The following is a 14,619-nucleotide window of genomic DNA, read 5'->3' as shown; positions in this document are numbered from 1 at the left end:
GGCCCTGTCACCCCACGACAGGGCCGTGCACGCGGAGCGTCAGCGGGGTCCTATTCGACGAGCTCCGCGTACGAACCCATGGCGAGGGCGATGTCCGCCTGGGCCCAGAACCGGTGGTACGTGAAGGAGGGCGCGGCGCCGCCCGCCAGATAGGCCTCGATCTTCGACCAGGCAGGGTCGTTCTTGTAGAAGGACCTCAGCGAGGCGAAGGTGGACGAGGAGTTGATCGCGTCGCCGTTCGGCATCCTGCCGCTCCAGCCGCTCGGCACATACACGCTGTCACCGAAGCGGTTGTAGTCGGCGCGCGTCTCGGGGACGGCTATGCCGAGGCCGTCCTGGTAGTTGTTCCACATGCCGTCGAGCAGCGCCTTGGCTGTCGACTTCGCCGTGGCGTCCCCGGACTTGGCGCCGTAGTACGTCAGTGTCTTGGCGTACGCGGCCGCCACACCCACGTCGTCGGTGTAGTCGGCGACGGTGACGTGGAGTCCGCTGTTGGAACCGGGGTTCGACGCGTTCCAGGTGTCGGGCTGTCCCGACCACTGGAGCGTGGACGGGATCCGGTAGGTGCCGTCCGGGTTGATCGTGGTCTTGGACAGCGCCCATTTCACCCATTTGTCGAGGAGCGCCTTTGCCGTGGCGTTCCCCGTCTGCTGGTAGTACTCCGCGACCCGTTCCATCGACCACGCCTGGAAGCCGAACCACTGGTTGGACGGCGGGTCGTGGTAGACGGGCTCCCAGTCGTAGTACATCCCGTAGAAGGTCGGGGTACCGGACGGCGGGGAGGCGTATCTGCCCTGCCAGCTGTTGGTCGCACCGCCCGCGATGGCGCCTTCGGACGACTGCAGCCACTGGTAGAACTCCAGTTGCCGCTGGAGCGACTTGGCCCAGTCGGTCGCGCCCGTCGCCGACTTGGGCTTGAGATCGGCGTACGAGCTGAGCGCGTACGCGGCCAGCGGGTTCTGATAGCCGCCGTGGACATGGCTGGAGCCGATGCGCCAGGCCCAGCCCGCGGAGGGGTCCAGTGCGCCGCCCCACGCGTAGTACCAGGACAGCAGGTAGTGCGAGGCGTCCTTGCCGGTGCCGGCCGCGCAAGTGGACGCACCCACGCAGTTGCCGATCTTCTTGAAGTACTTGTCGTACATCGCATAGCGCAGGTAGTCGCCCATCTTCGCGGCCTTGCCGACGGTCGCGGAGACGTCACCGCCCTTGCCCTGCTGCTTGGCCCACACGTCGGCCCAGTACGCGGCCTGCACGGCGCGCGCGTCGGCGTCCGGTGCGTCGGTGAACTTCCACTGCCTGGCGTACGACGAGTCGCCGGTGAACAGGTCCAGATAGCCGTTCGTGCCGCCGTACTTGAAGGAGTCGCAGGTCGGCTGCGGCACGGTCTCCCAGACCGACTCCTGCGGCCCGCGCTGGAAGGTGTTGATGTACGACGGTCCGGTCGCCGTCGGGCCCGCCTCGCACTTGCCGGGCTCGTTGCCGTAGCCGTAGACGTTGTCGACGTCCTGCAGCCAGTGCATGCCGTACACGTCGTCGGTGCCGTAGGCGCTCTTCAGCTCGGCCGCGATCGGGTCGGAGCCGACCGGGACCGAGGTGTCGAGCTTCGCCGGGTACTGGTTCGGGGTGTCCAGCTCGGGCGCGTACGTCGCGGGTTTCGAGGCGTTGTAGAAGGAGTTGGCCGGCTGGTCGGCGTGGGTCGGGATCATGTACTTCTCCACCAGATCCCAGGCGCCGTTGAACTTGGACCAGTCGCCCGTCACCTTGCCGTACATGGCCTGCAGCCACAGCAGATAGCTGTAGGCCTCGGACGTGGTCTCATGGCCCTGGTCGGGTGCCTCGACGATCAGTGTCTCGACCGAGTGGTAGGGAATGCCCTCGGGGGAGAAATAGCCGTTCGCCGGGTTGGTGATCTTCCCGTAGAGGTCCAGGAAGCGGGCGTCGTACGTCTTCGAGGCCGCCAGCTCCGTCACCGTGACCGTGGCCTTGGTGTAGCCGGTCGCGGACGCGGTGAAGGTGGCGGAACCCATGCCGGACGAGTCGGCCGTGATCGTCACTGTCTGGGCCGTGTTCCAGTTGGACGGCGTGAAGGTGAGCGACGAGCCGCCGGTGACGGACAGGCCCGTGTTGCCGTCCGTACGGGTGACGGAGACCGTCACATTGGCGCTCGGCTGCGACGACAGCGTCACCCCGAAGGTGCCCGTCTTGCCCTGCTGGACGCCGAGCTGGGTCGGCGAGGCCACCACGGCGGGACCCGAGGCGACCGTGATGCCGACCGGCGTGGACTCCGCGGACGCGCCCAGGCTGTCGTACGCCTTGGCCACCAGGGAATGACTGCCCACGGTCAAGCTGGAGACCGAGAGCGAGTACGGCGCGCTCGTGTCGGTGCCGAGCAGGGTCGTGTCGTCGTAGAACTCGACCTTGCTGATCGTCGCGTTGTCGGCGGCGGCCGCGGTGGCGGCGAGCGGGACCGCGTCGCCCTGGCTGTAGACCGCGCCGGCGGCCGGGCTGGTGAGGACCGTGACCGGCGGCTGATGGGCGCCCGCGCAGGTCGTACCGTTGACCGCGAAGCTCGTGGGCGCGGTGTTCGTGCCGCTGTAGGTGAACTGCGCGCCGGTGTTCACGGCGGCCCCCGCGGCGATCGTGCCGTTCCAGGAGGCGTTCTTCACGGTGATCGACCTGCCGGACTGGGACCAGGTGCCGCTCCAGCCGTTGGTGAGCGTCTGGTTGCCCGTGTAGTCGTACGTCAGGGTCCAGCCGTTGACGGCGTCGGTGCCCCGGTTGGTGATCGTGAGGTCCGCGGTGAAGCCGGAGCCCCAGTCGTTCGTCCTGTAGTCCACGCTGCACTGAAGTGCGGCCGCGTGGACGGGAGTTGCGCTGTTCGCCAACACGGTCAGGGGGAGCGCGAGGGCCGCCACCACGGCGGTCCAGAGCCGCCGTGCGGTGCGGCGTCTGTGTCTGCGTCCGGGTGCCATGTGCTGGTTCCTCCTTGCGGCTCGGAGCGGTGGGGGGAGGAGCAACAAGCCTTGAACCAGTGGGAGCGCTCCCATATTGGGGAGGAGGGTAAGAGGGGTCAAGATGTTTGAATTGTCGAAAAGATTCGATGTGAACCGCTGAAGGAAAGTCAGCGACTCCCCTGTCCTTCGCCGTTACTCGGCGCTAGCTTCATTGACACCAGTGGGAGCGATTCCATCAGTCGGCGCGTCCGCCACGACGCGCCCGAACTGCAAGGAGTCGCTCATGCGACACCCCCCTCGTTCAGCACTTTTACTCGTGGCCGGCGCGGTAGCCCTCGTGGGGACCGTGGTCGCGCCGGTCGTCACGGCGTCGGGCGCCGCGCCCGTGTGCACGGTGGAGTACTCCGTCACCAGCCAGTGGGACACCGGCTTCCAGGGCGCGGTGAAGATAACCAACAACAGTGCGGCCCTGAGCAGTTGGAGCCTGACCTTCGACTTCGCGGGCAGCCAGAAGGTCACCCAGGGCTGGAGTGCCAAGTGGTCCCAGTCCGGGACGACGGTGACCGCTGCCAACGAGAGCTGGAACGGCTCGCTGGGCACCGGCGCGAGCGTCAGCGCCGGGTTCCTCGGCTCGTGGTCGGGGAGCAACGCGGCGCCGGCGTCGTTCAAGCTCAACGGGACGACGTGCAACGTGGACTCCGAGCCGACGCCGCCCCCCACCGAGCCGCCCTCGAACGGCACGGCGCCGGCCCTGCACGTCTCCGGGAACAAACTCGTGGACGCCGACGGCAGGACGCGCAGGCTGCTCGGCGTCAACCGGTCCGGCGGCGAGTTCATGTGCGTCCAGGGCTACGGCATCTTCGACGGCCCGGTCGACGACGCCGCCATCAAGGCGATCGCCGACTGGAAGGCGAACGCGATCCGTATTCCACTGAACGAGGAGTGCTGGCTGGGCCTTTCCAACATCAAACCGGAGTACGCCGGAGCCAACTACATCAACGCCGTCAAGGCCCTGGTGGCCAGGGTCGAGGCACACGGCATGACCCCGATCCTCGATCTGCACTGGACCTACGGCCAGTACACCGGCAACTCCGCCGGCTGTTCCGACGTGCACGCCACCTGCCAGAAGCCGATGCCGGACGCGCAGTACACCCCCTCGTTCTGGGCGTCGGTCGCAAGCACCTTCAAGGACGACCAGGCGGTCGCCTTCGACCTGTTCAACGAGCCCTACCCGGACCGTGCAACCTCCACGACCACCCAGGCCTGGCAGTGCTGGCGGGACGGCGGCAACTGCCCCGGCATCGGCTACCAGGTCGCCGGGATGCAGAACCTGGTCGACGCCGTACGCGGGACCGGCGCCAAGAACGTGATCCTGGCGGGCGGCCTCGCGTACTCGAACGACCTGAGCCAGTGGCTGACGTACCGGCCGAGTGACCCGACCGGCAATCTCGTCGCCGCGTACCACGTCTACAACTTCAACACCTGTGCGAGCGAAAGCTGCTGGAACTCCACGCTCGCCCCGGTGGCGGCCCAAGTGCCGCTGGTGGCCGGGGAGATCGGCGAGAACACCTGCTCGCACGGATTCGTCGACCAGGTCATGAAGTGGTTCGACGACCGGGGCCTGTCCTATCTGGGCTGGGCCTGGAACACCTGGGACTGCTCCTCCGGCCCCTCCCTGATCTCCAACTACGACGGAACCCCCACGTCGTACGGCATCGGCCTGCACGACCATCTGCGCGCCCTCAACGGATAGTCCACGACCAGAAAGGGAACCCGCACTCATGAGTCGTACCAGAACATCGTTACTGGCCTCCCTGGCGCTCGTCGCAGGCGCGACCGGCACCGCGGTCGTCTCCGCCCCCGCGCACGCCGCCGTCCCCTGCACCGTCGACTACAAGGTGCAGAACCAGTGGGACACCGGCTTCACCGCCGCTGTCACCGTCACCAACAGCGGTGCAGCCAAGAGCAGTTGGTCGGTGAAGTGGTCGTACGCCGGTAACCAGAAGGTCACCAACTACTGGAACACGAAGCTCACCCAGAGCGGCACCGCCGTCACCGCGAACAACGAGACCTACAACGGCTCGCTGGCGACGGGCGGTTCGGTCAGCTTCGGGTTCAACGCCTCGTACAGCGGCACGAACGCGATCCCGACGACCTTCACGCTCGACGGCGTCACCTGCAACGTCGACGACGGCGGCGGCAGCGGCGGTGGGGGAGGCGGTGGCGGCGGTGGCACCGGCAGCCGTGTCGACAACCCGTACGTCGGCGCCAAGGTGTATGTGAACCCGGAGTGGTCCGCGAAGGCTGCCGCCGAGCCCGGCGGCAGCCGGGTCTCCAACCAGCCCACCGGTGTCTGGCTCGACCGTATCGCCGCCATCAACGGCGTGAACGGCGGCATGGGCCTGCGCGACCACCTGAACGCCGCCCTGACACAGAAGGGCAGCGGCGAAGAGGTCGTCCAGCTCGTCATCTACGACCTCCCGGGACGCGACTGCTCGGCCCTGGCCTCCAACGGCGAACTGGGCCCGACGGAGATCGACAAGTACAAGACGCAGTTCATCGACCCGATCGCGGCCGTCCTCGCCGACCCCAAGTACGCCTCGCTGCGGATCGTGACGACCATCGAGATCGACTCGCTGCCCAACCTCGTCGCCAACACCGGCAGCCGCGCCACCGCCACCCCCGAGTGCGACACCATGCTCGCCAACGGCAACTACGTGAAGGGTGTCGGCTACGCGCTCGCCAAGCTCGGCGCCATCCCCAACGTCTACAACTACCTCGACGCCGGTCACCACGGCTGGCTCGGCTGGGACGACAACTTCGGCGCCGCCGCGAACCTGTTCAAGCAGGCGGCCACCAGCGAGGGCGCGACAGTCGACGACGTCCAGGGCTTCATCACCAACACGGCCAACTACAGCGCCCTGAAGGAGGAAAACTTCACCATCAACGACACGGTGAACGGCACCTCCGTCCGGCAGTCGAAGTGGATCGACTGGAACCGTTACGTCGATGAGCTCTCCTTCGCACAGGCGTTCCGCAACCAGCTGGTCTCGGTCGGCTTCAACTCCGGGATCGGCATGCTGATCGACACCTCGCGCAACGGCTGGGGCGGCTCGGCACGGCCCACCGGCCCGGGCGCCAGGACGGACGTGGACACCTACGTCAACGGCGGGCGCTACGACCGACGGATCCAGGTCGGCAACTGGTGCAACCAGGCCGGTGCCGGACTGGGTGAACGCCCACAGGCCTCCCCGGCGGCCGGGATCGACGCGTACGTGTGGATGAAGCCGCCGGGTGAGTCCGACGGCTCCAGCAGTGCGATCCCGAACGACGAGGGCAAGGGCTTCGACCGCATGTGCGACCCGACGTACACGGGCAACCCGCGCAACAACAACAACATGTCGGGCGCCCTGCCCAACGCACCGCTGTCGGGGCACTGGTTCTCGGCGCAGTTCCAGCAGCTGATGCAGAACGCGTATCCGCCGCTGCCGTGACGCGTACGTGAGCCGGTGATCCGCCGGGGTCAGCCCTCCTGGGCCAGACCCCGGCGGATCGCGAACTCCACCGCCGAGTAGTCACCGTCCGGCCGCTCCAGCTCGTACGGCACCGCCGGGTACAGCGGCGGCTGCGCCATGAAGCGGGGCCGGGTGCCGTGATGGGGCTGGGCGGCATGCACCAGGAAGGGGTGGCACAGGTAGACGTCGCCGGGGCCGCCGGTGGCGTACGCGAGAGGGCGGTGGGCGGAGGCATCCACCAGCTGCGGGGCGATTTCCAGCATCGACACGCCCTCCTCGCCGTACGGCTCCAGAAGCGGTGGCACGTCGAGGTGGGAGCCGACCCGTATACGCGTGGGGGCGTCGTTGTCCGTGACCTCGGTGAACAGGAACAGCATCAGCAGGGCGCGGCCCTTCGAGCGCAGGTTGGCGTAGTACCAGCGGGTCTCCACGCCCTCCGGCAGATAGCTCCCCTCGATGTGCCACCCCGCGTCGTCCGGCCCCTCCTGGTGCGGGAACCGCAGCGGAAAGCTGCCCAGGGAGTACCGCGGAGCCCAGCGGTTCGCGCCGACCAGCTGGTCGAACGCATCATGCAGGACCGGGGAGTTGACCGCGGCGGCGAACGGTCCCTGGGCCATGTCACCGACCCACACCACCGGGTCCTTCCAGGTGCTGGAATCCTCCGGGTCGTACCCCGTCTCCTGCCACAGCAGCCGTGCGCAGTCCTCGGCGACGCGCGGTGGAAAGGCGCCCTCGATCTTCACGAACCCGTCCTCGAGGAAGCGCTCCACCAACTCGTCGTCCATGCGCTCATCTTCGGCGACCGGCTGACCGTGCTGCACCTCATTTTTTGCCGCCTCGGCAACAGAACTGGCCCCGTCGCGGTGCGTGGGCGCAGGCTTGCGGCACCGAGAAGAGAGGCTGATCACCATGGCGCATGACCACCACGATCACCAGGGGCACCGCGACCACCAGGGGCACCGCGACCACCAGGGACACCATGACCACCAGGGACACCACGACCACAAGGGGCACCATGCCCACGACGACATCGACTGGGCCGCGATGGCCCCCAAGCTGGAGGCCCAGGCGGAGCTGTTCACGCCTCTGTACGAGCGGGTCATGGCCTGGCTGGGGCAGGAGGTGACCGAGCCCGGCCTGATCGTCGACACGGGCAGTGGGCCGGGTGTTGTCTCCTGTCTGTTCGCCGAGGCCTTCCCGGGCGCGCGGGTCGTCGCCGTGGACGGCTCCGAGCCGCTGCTGGAGCGGGCCCGCGCCCGGGCCGCACGTCTCGGATTCGCCGACCGTTTCGGCACGGTCGCCGGGGAACTCCCAGGAGCCCTCGGTGAATTGGACTATCCGGCCGACCTGCTGTGGGCGAGCAACAGCCTGCACCACCTCGGTGACCAGCGGGCCGCTCTCGCCGCGTTCGCCGGGCGGCTGGCGCCGGGCGGCACCCTGGCCCTGCTGGAGGGCGGCCTGCCCGCACGGTTCCTGCCCCGCGAGATCGGGATCGGGCGCCCGGGCCTGCAGGCACGGATCGACGCGGTGGAGGCGGAGTGGTTCGCGCGGATGCGGGCCGAGCTGCCGGGCTCCGTCGCCGAGGCCGAGGACTGGCCGGCGCTGCTGACCGCGGCGGGCCTGAAGCACACCGGCACGCGCAGTTTCCTGCTGGACCTGCCCGCACCGGTCACGGACCGGGCGCGCGCCTACGTCGTCAACTCCCTGACCTGGCTCCGCGACGCGCTCGCGGACGGCCTCGACCCCGAGGACCGTGCCACCCTCGACCGGCTCCTCGACCCAGAGGACGAGGCGAGCGTGCACCGCCGGAAGGACGTGTTCGTGCTGAAGGCGCACACCGTGTACACGGCCGTCCGACCCGTCTGATGCGGGACCTCGCGGTCCTTGACTTCGAGAGTGCTCCAAGTGATGGACTCCGCGGTGTTCACCGAAACGCAGGGGGTAACCATGACCGACTCTCCGGTCGCACTCATCACCGGCGGCGGCAGTGGAATCGGCGCCGCCGTCGCGCGCCAGTTGCTCGACTCCGGGCACCGGGTGGCCGTCACCGGGCGGGGTGAGCGGCGTTTGCGCGACTTCGCCCGCGAACTCGGCGACCCCGAGGGCCTGTTGACACTCGCGGGGAGCGCGGCCGAGTACGACCAGGTGCAAGCCGCCGTCGACACCACACTGAAGGAGTTCGGGCGGCTCGACACCGTCGTCGCCAACGCCGGGTTCGCCACCCATGACACCGTTGCCGAGGGTGATCCGGCCGGATGGACCGAGATGGTGCTGACCAACGTGCTCGGTCCCGCACTGCTCATCAGGGCTTCCATCGACGCCCTCAAGGAGACCAGGGGCCGGATCGTGCTGCTCGGCAGTGTCGCCGGGTTCGTGCACGGGCCCGGCAACATCTACGGGGCGACCAAGTGGGCCGTCACCGGGCTCGCAGAGAACACCCGCCGCCAGGTCACCGAGTGGGGTGTGGGCGTGACCCTGATCGCGCCCGGTCGTGTGGAGACCCCGTTCTGGGACAGCTACGGCAGCCTCCCGCCCGGCCATCTCCTCACCGCCGACCAGCTCGCCGACTCCGTCGTCTGGGCGATCCGGCAGCCGGCGGGCGTCGACGTCAACACCGTGGTCGTACGGCCGATCGGGCAGCCCAACTGACGTACGCCTGGTGCCCGGTACCGCGCGACGCCGGCGCGGTACCGGGCGCTCCTCCCTCCCCGCTCAGTTGCTCTGGATGAACTGCTTGGCCAGCGACTGACCGAGCGACACCGCCGCGCTGTGGCTCTCGATCGGCGACACCTGCGAGTTCTTGAACAGGATGTACGTCACGCCCGAGTCCGCTCCGCCGGTCGCCGGGTCGGGGTCGATGCCGAGCGCCTTCGCGGTGGCGTAGGAGGCCTCGCCGATGATCTTCGTCGGTCCCGTGTCGCCCACGACCGCGTACTCGACCTTGTTGTTGTAGATGACGGCGACCACGCCGCCGCCCTTGATGCCCGAGCTGGAGTACTTCCAGATGCTGCTGGCGCTGGGCACGACCACGTACGGGAGCGAGTCGGCGCGCAGCGGCTTGCCGTTGGACTGGTGGAACGCGGTGTCGTCCTGGAACCACGGGTCGGTGTCGCCGTTGCACTTGCTGGTGACCTGGCCGTCGCAGTCGACGTCCATGTCGGCCTTCCAGAACACCGCGCCGTTCTTGCCGCACACGGGGATGGTGGCCGAGGTCTCGTCGTCGGTCTTGTACTTGCCGTTCGATATCTGCGAACAGGACGTCACCTTGGCGAGCAGGTCGGCCGCGCTGACCGAGCCCTCCTGGGCGGACCTGGGAGTGGCCGCTCCCGAGGCGTTCGCGGGGAGCGCCGCGGTGGCGAGGAGTGCGGCGCCGGTGGCCGCGGCGAGGGTCAGTGTTCGAGTACGCACTGTGGGGAGACCCTTCTGTTAGGAAAGTTTCCTTACCGAGTGGCGTACAAGGTGGACCCGCTTGCATGACCACGTCAACCCCCTGAGGGCAGGGTGAATTGAGCGGTCTCCTGGTCCGGACCAGGAACCGGCAGCTCACCGTGGGCGCAGGGGCGACGGGAAGCCGGAGTGTGCCGGGGAACTTTGACCGAACTGTGGTGCGCGAGCGGCGCCGGACACGACGACGGCCCGGCCGCACGGAAGGCGGCCGGGCCGTCGGCCCCGGCTGGGGCCAGTCCTTCGGATCAGGTTGGCCGATGGGGACGGTGCCTTGCGGCCCACCCGAGCGGGGTCATGGGGGTCGCCAGCTGATCCGAAGGCAGGCCCTGGTGGCCGGGCCGGTCGAAGCGGAACGGGGCCAGGGACTCGGGGCGCCGGCCGGTGAGGACGTACTGCGCCAGCCCTTTCCCGGTGACCGGGCCCAGCGTGACCCCGAGCATGCCGTGACCCGTGGCCGCGAAGGCGTTGTCGTGGCCGGGGACACGGTCGATCACAGGAAGCCCGTCCGGGAGAAACGGCCGCCCTCCGACCCAGGGATCGCGGATCAGGGCGACGAGGTCGTCCGGATCGTCGAACCAGCGGCCCAGATAGTGCCTGCTCGCCAGGGCGACGGCGACGATACGGCGCCAGTCGAGGCGGTTGTTGTTGCCGCTCAGTTCCATCGTCCCGCCGATCCGCGTGGTGCCGCCGATCGGTGAGGCGACGGCCCTGCGTTCGCCGAAGTACAGCGTGTGCCGGGGCGCCGGATCCAGGTCCACCGAGAAGCTGTAGCCCTTGCCCGCCTGCAGGGGCAGGGGATGTCCCAGCGAGGCCAGCAGATGCGAGGAGCGCATGCCGGCCGCGATGACGACGGCCGAGCAGGGAATCTCGCCCTGGGCGGTGCGCAGCGCGGTGACGCGTCCCCCGGCGGTCCGGAACCCGGTGGCCTCCGCCTGCTCATGGACCTTGACCCCCAGGGCGGCGAGCGCCTCTCCGAGCCCGCGGGCAAATGCCTCCGGGTCGACCACGCCCTCGCCCTCGACGAGATAGGCCGCGCGCACCGAGGGCGACAGCGCGTCGTCCAGCAGATGGGCCTCGGTGCCCGTGACGGCGTCATCGGGCAGGGGGTAGCGGCCGTCCGCCATCTCCCGCTGGATCTCCAGATGATGACGGGCCGCAGCCGGTGACAGAAAGGCGTGCACCATCCCGGGCCGCGTCAGCGTCGTGGTCACCCCGGCCTCGCGCAGACCGTCGAAGAGGTCGAAGGTGTCGCGGTTCAGCTCGGCGATCGCCGCATAGCCGCGCCGGAAGACGGCCGGTGTGCTGCTGCGCCAGAACCGCCACAGCCACCGTACGAACGCCGGATCCGGGAGGGGCCGCAGATACAGCGGCGAATCGGGCCGCCCCAGCGACCGCAGGGCGTAGCGCACCACGCCCGGGGCGGGAACGGGCGTGGAATGACTCAGACAGACCCATCCGGCGTTGCCCCGGGACACCCCCGAGCCCAGCGCCCGCCGTTCGACGACCTCGACGGGCAGGCCCGCCGCGGCCAGGTAGTACGCCGTGCACAGCCCCACCACCCCGCCGCCGACGACCACCGCGGGGGCGTCGCCGACCGGGCCGGCCGTGCCTGCCGCACGGGTCATGACATCGACCCGTGCGAGGCGAGGAACTCCCTGGTGCGGGCCTGTGCCGGGTTCTCGAGGACGTCCCGTGGCCCGCCCTCCTCCACGATCCGGCCGCGGTCGACGAAGACGACGTGGTCGGAGACCTCGCGGGCGAAGGGCAGTTCGTGGGTCACCAGCAGCATCGTCATCCCGTCCGCCGCGAGTTCCCGCATCACGCTCAGCACCTCCCGCGTGGCCTCCGGGTCCAGGGAGGAGGTGGGTTCGTCGAAGAGCAGTACCTCCGGCTTGAGGGCGAGCGCCCGTGCGATGGCGACGCGTTGCTGTTCACCGCCGGAGAGCCGGTCGGGCTGGGCGAGACCGCGATGGGCCACTCCGACCCGGCGCAGCAGCGCGACCGCCCGCTCCAGCGCCTCCTGCTCCGGGATGCCCGCCTTGCGCTGGGCGAGGACGACGTTCTCCACCGCCGTCAGGTGCGGGAAGAGATTGAACCGCTGGAAGACCATGCCGACGGTGCGGCGCAGCCGGGGCAGGTCGCGGCAGACCATGCGGCCGCCGGTGTGCACCACTTCCCCGGCCACCTCGATCGTGCCCGCGTCCGGGCGTTCCAGCAGGTTCACGCAGCGCATCAGGGTGGTCTTCCCACCGCCGCTCTGACCGATGACGCTGACGATACGGCCCCGGCCGACCTCCATATGGACGTCGTCGAGCACGAGCCGGCCGTCGAAGGACTTGCTGAGCCCCTCGATCCGTACGACCGCTTCACCGGCGTCCGGCGCGGTGGCCTTCGCCGCGGCAGCCTTGGTGGCCTTCGCCGCGGAATGCGCGGTGTTCTTCGCCATGGAACCCTCGGTGTTCTTCGCCGTGGAATCCGCGGCGGTGACGGGCTCGGTCATACCGTCGCCTCCTTCCGGTCGGTCGTCCGCCCCAGGTCGGCGGCGAGCAGTTCACGGGCGGCCCGCACCCTCCGGCGCCGCCACGGGGAAAGGGGGACGCCCGCCCGTACCCTTCGCTCCAGCAGCAGGAGGAGCTGGGAGAGCGGATAGCACAGGGCGAAGTAGATCGCGGAGATGACCAGATAGACCTCCAGCGCCCGGAAGGTGGCCGAGGTGATCAGCCGCCCCTCGGACATCAGCTCGGCGGCGGAGATCGTGACCAGCAGCGAGGTGGACTTGAGCAGGTCGACCAGCATGGTGTTGGTGCCGGGCAGGGCCAGCCGGACGGCCTGCGGCAGCACGATGTGGCCGAAGATGCCCGCCCTGCCCAGACCCAGCGCCTCTCCCGCTTCCGTCTGCCCCACATGGACCCCGCTGATCGCGGAGCGGAAGATCTCGGACAGATAGGCGGCGTAGAAGACGACCAGGCTGAGGCAGCCGGCGGTGAACACGTCCAGCCGGATCCCGGCCGAGGCCAGACCGAAGTAGGTCAGGAAGATGATGGCCAGCAGCGGGACGTTCTTGAATACCTCGGTGTAGACGGCGGCGACGGCGCGCAGCGGCCACGCCCTGCTCAGCCTGAGCAGCGCCACCGCCAGGCCGAGCACCACCGCGCCCGCGAACCCGGCCGCCGTGTAGGAGACAGTGCGGCCGAGCGCGTCGAGCAGGTCGGACCGGTAGTCGGACCAGGACGTCCTCGCTGGTCGCCGACTGCCGCCGGGTCACGGACGTCATCGCCGCTCAGGACGGTCTGACCGCCCGCGCGGGGATCGGCGAACCGGCCGCCTCCGTCGGCGGTCTGCACGACTCCTATCAGGACGCGTGCGACGCGCTGCGGCTGGCCGCCAGGCCGGCGGGCGGGTCGAGCGTGTACCTGATCACCGAACTGCGGGCCCACCAGGTCCTCGCGGAGGCGGGCCGGCCCGCCCGCAACCGTCTGCTCGAACGCACCGCAGCCGACCTGCGTGTCCAGCCGGACTGGCCGGTGCTCCGCGACACGATCATCGCCTGGTGCGAGAGCGGCTTCAACCTCGTACGAGCGTCCGCGGCGCTGCACATCCACCGCAACACCGTCGTCTACCGGATGAACAAGATCGAGCAGATCACCGGCCGCCCGCTGCGCGAGCACCGCACCACCCTGGCCCTGTATCTGGCCTGTCTGGCGGACCAGTTGGGCGGGGGACCGGCCACGGGCGGAGGCTGACCCGAACTGCCGGCCCGCCGCGCCGCGGCCGTGTCAGCCGATCTCGAACGTCGCCGGGTCCGGGCCGATGCGGCGGTCCTCGTTCAGCGCGCTGATCGCCGCCATGTCCTCGACGTCCAGCGAGAAGTCGAAGACCTGGATGTTCTCCTTGATCCGGGACGGGGTCACGGACTTCGGGATCACGATGTTGCCGAGCTGGAGGTGCCAGCGCAGCACGATCTGGGCCGGTGTGCGATTGTGCTTCTGGGCGATGGCGATGATCGCAGGGACCTCCAGGAGGCCCTTGCCCGAGCCGAGCGGCGACCACGCCTCGGTGTGGATGCCCTGCTCCGCGTGGTACTCGCGCGCCGCGTGCTGCTGCAGATGGGGGTGCAGCTCGATCTGGTTGACGGCCGGTATGACGGACGTCTGCGCGATCAGGCGCTCCAGGTGCTCCAGAAGGAAGTTCGAGACTCCGATCGCCTTGGCCCGGCCGTCCGCGTGGATCTTCTCGAAGGCCTTGTACGTCTCGACGAACTTGTCCCGGGACGGCAGCGGCCAGTGGATCAGATACAGATCCACGTACTCCAGGCCGAGCTTCTCCAGCGACACGTCGAAGGCGCGCAGCGTGCTGTCGTACCCCTGGTCGCTGTTCCAGAGCTTGGTGGTGATGAAGAGGTCCTCGCGGGGGAGGGCGGAGGCGGCGACCGCCTTGCCGACACCCTCTTCGTTGCCGTAGATCGCCGCTGTGTCGATGCTGCGATACCCGGCCTCCAGTGCGGTGGCGACGGCGCGCTCCGCCTCGTCATCCGGCACCTGCCAGACGCCGAAGCCCAGCTGGGGCATCTCGACGCCGTTGTTCAGGATGATCGGGGGGACCTTGCTGCTCACGAGCTCTCGATCCTTCATTCAGTCGTCCAGTGGTACCCCCATCGTCAACGATCACGACCCGTGATGCATTCCTGACCGGCTCTTTCCCTT

12 protein-coding genes and 1 pseudogene are annotated in these 14,619 nt (G+C 69.1%); 6 read left to right on the top strand and 7 right to left on the bottom strand.

Annotation, left to right across the window (positions count from 1 at the left end):
• Positions 1-50 precede the first annotated feature (50 nt).
• Positions 51-2,972 carry a glycoside hydrolase family 48 protein gene (locus ABT186_RS10950; protein WP_351924575.1) on the bottom strand — a complete coding sequence of 974 codons (2,922 nt, stop codon included), beginning with the start codon at positions 2,970-2,972 and terminating at the stop codon, positions 51-53.
• Between the two features lie 265 nt (positions 2,973-3,237).
• Between ABT186_RS10950 and ABT186_RS10945 the strand changes: the two genes are divergently transcribed.
• Entirely contained in the window at positions 3,238-4,707 is a 1,470-nt protein-coding gene (locus ABT186_RS10945; protein WP_351924573.1) for a cellulase family glycosylhydrolase, read from the top strand.
• A gap of 28 nt (positions 4,708-4,735) precedes the next feature.
• Complete coding sequence (locus ABT186_RS10940) at positions 4,736-6,448, top strand: glycoside hydrolase family 6 protein (RefSeq protein ID WP_351924571.1); 1,713 nt, start codon at positions 4,736-4,738, stop codon at positions 6,446-6,448.
• A gap of 29 nt (positions 6,449-6,477) precedes the next feature.
• Here the strand turns inward: ABT186_RS10940 and ABT186_RS10935 are convergent, their stop codons facing one another.
• A complete protein-coding gene (locus ABT186_RS10935) occupies positions 6,478-7,254 on the bottom strand; it encodes a phytanoyl-CoA dioxygenase family protein (RefSeq protein WP_351237637.1) in 777 nt (258 codons plus the stop codon).
• Positions 7,255-7,378: 124 nt separating this feature from the next.
• On the opposite strand from ABT186_RS10935, the gene ABT186_RS10930 reads away from it, so the two are divergent.
• Both ABT186_RS10930 and ABT186_RS10925 read left to right on the top strand, forming a co-directional pair.
• Positions 7,379-8,335, top strand: coding sequence for a class I SAM-dependent methyltransferase (locus ABT186_RS10930; RefSeq protein ID WP_351237639.1), 957 nt, complete (start codon positions 7,379-7,381; stop codon positions 8,333-8,335).
• Positions 8,336-8,416: 81 nt separating this feature from the next.
• A complete protein-coding gene (locus tag ABT186_RS10925) occupies positions 8,417-9,118 on the top strand; it encodes an SDR family oxidoreductase (RefSeq protein WP_351237641.1) in 702 nt (233 codons plus the stop codon).
• 63 nt (positions 9,119-9,181) lie between these two features.
• Here the strand turns inward: ABT186_RS10925 and ABT186_RS10920 are convergent, their stop codons facing one another.
• From ABT186_RS10920 to ABT186_RS10905, 4 genes are all read right to left on the bottom strand, one after another.
• Positions 9,182-9,877, bottom strand: coding sequence for a glycoside hydrolase family 75 protein (locus ABT186_RS10920; protein ID WP_351924569.1), 696 nt, complete (start codon positions 9,875-9,877; stop codon positions 9,182-9,184).
• A 284-nt stretch (positions 9,878-10,161) separates the two neighbouring features.
• Positions 10,162-11,541 (bottom strand): NAD(P)/FAD-dependent oxidoreductase, encoded by a 1,380-nt coding sequence (locus ABT186_RS10915; protein ID WP_351924567.1) that lies wholly within the window; start codon positions 11,539-11,541, stop codon positions 10,162-10,164.
• A complete protein-coding gene (locus ABT186_RS10910; RefSeq protein ID WP_351924565.1) occupies positions 11,538-12,416 on the bottom strand; it encodes an amino acid ABC transporter ATP-binding protein in 879 nt (292 codons plus the stop codon). The genes ABT186_RS10915 and ABT186_RS10910 overlap by 4 nt, the downstream gene beginning before the upstream one ends.
• Positions 12,413-13,066 carry an amino acid ABC transporter permease gene (locus tag ABT186_RS10905; protein WP_502973172.1) on the bottom strand — a complete coding sequence of 218 codons (654 nt, stop codon included), beginning with the start codon at positions 13,064-13,066 and terminating at the stop codon, positions 12,413-12,415. Before ABT186_RS10905 ends, ABT186_RS10910 begins: the two co-directional genes overlap by 4 nt.
• 89 nt (positions 13,067-13,155) lie before the next feature.
• Here ABT186_RS10905 and ABT186_RS10900 point away from each other — a divergent pair.
• Positions 13,156-13,284 (top strand): annotated as a pseudogene (locus ABT186_RS10900) (sugar diacid utilization regulator); the annotation flags it as partial.
• Positions 13,285-13,323: 39 nt separating this feature from the next.
• Complete coding sequence (locus ABT186_RS10895) at positions 13,324-13,659, top strand: PucR family transcriptional regulator (protein ID WP_351228108.1); 336 nt, start codon at positions 13,324-13,326, stop codon at positions 13,657-13,659.
• A 33-nt stretch (positions 13,660-13,692) separates the two neighbouring features.
• Here ABT186_RS10895 and ABT186_RS10890 read toward each other — a convergent pair whose 3' ends face one another.
• Positions 13,693-14,529, bottom strand: coding sequence for an aldo/keto reductase (locus ABT186_RS10890; protein WP_351228106.1), 837 nt, complete (start codon positions 14,527-14,529; stop codon positions 13,693-13,695).
• Positions 14,530-14,619 lie beyond the last annotated feature (90 nt).

The organism is Streptomyces sp. NPDC001634 (assembly GCF_040298185.1).
Taxonomy (GTDB): domain Bacteria; phylum Actinomycetota; class Actinomycetes; order Streptomycetales; family Streptomycetaceae; genus Streptomyces.
The sequence above is the reverse complement of the archived record's forward strand: the minus strand, read 5'-3'. Positions and strand labels throughout refer to the sequence as shown.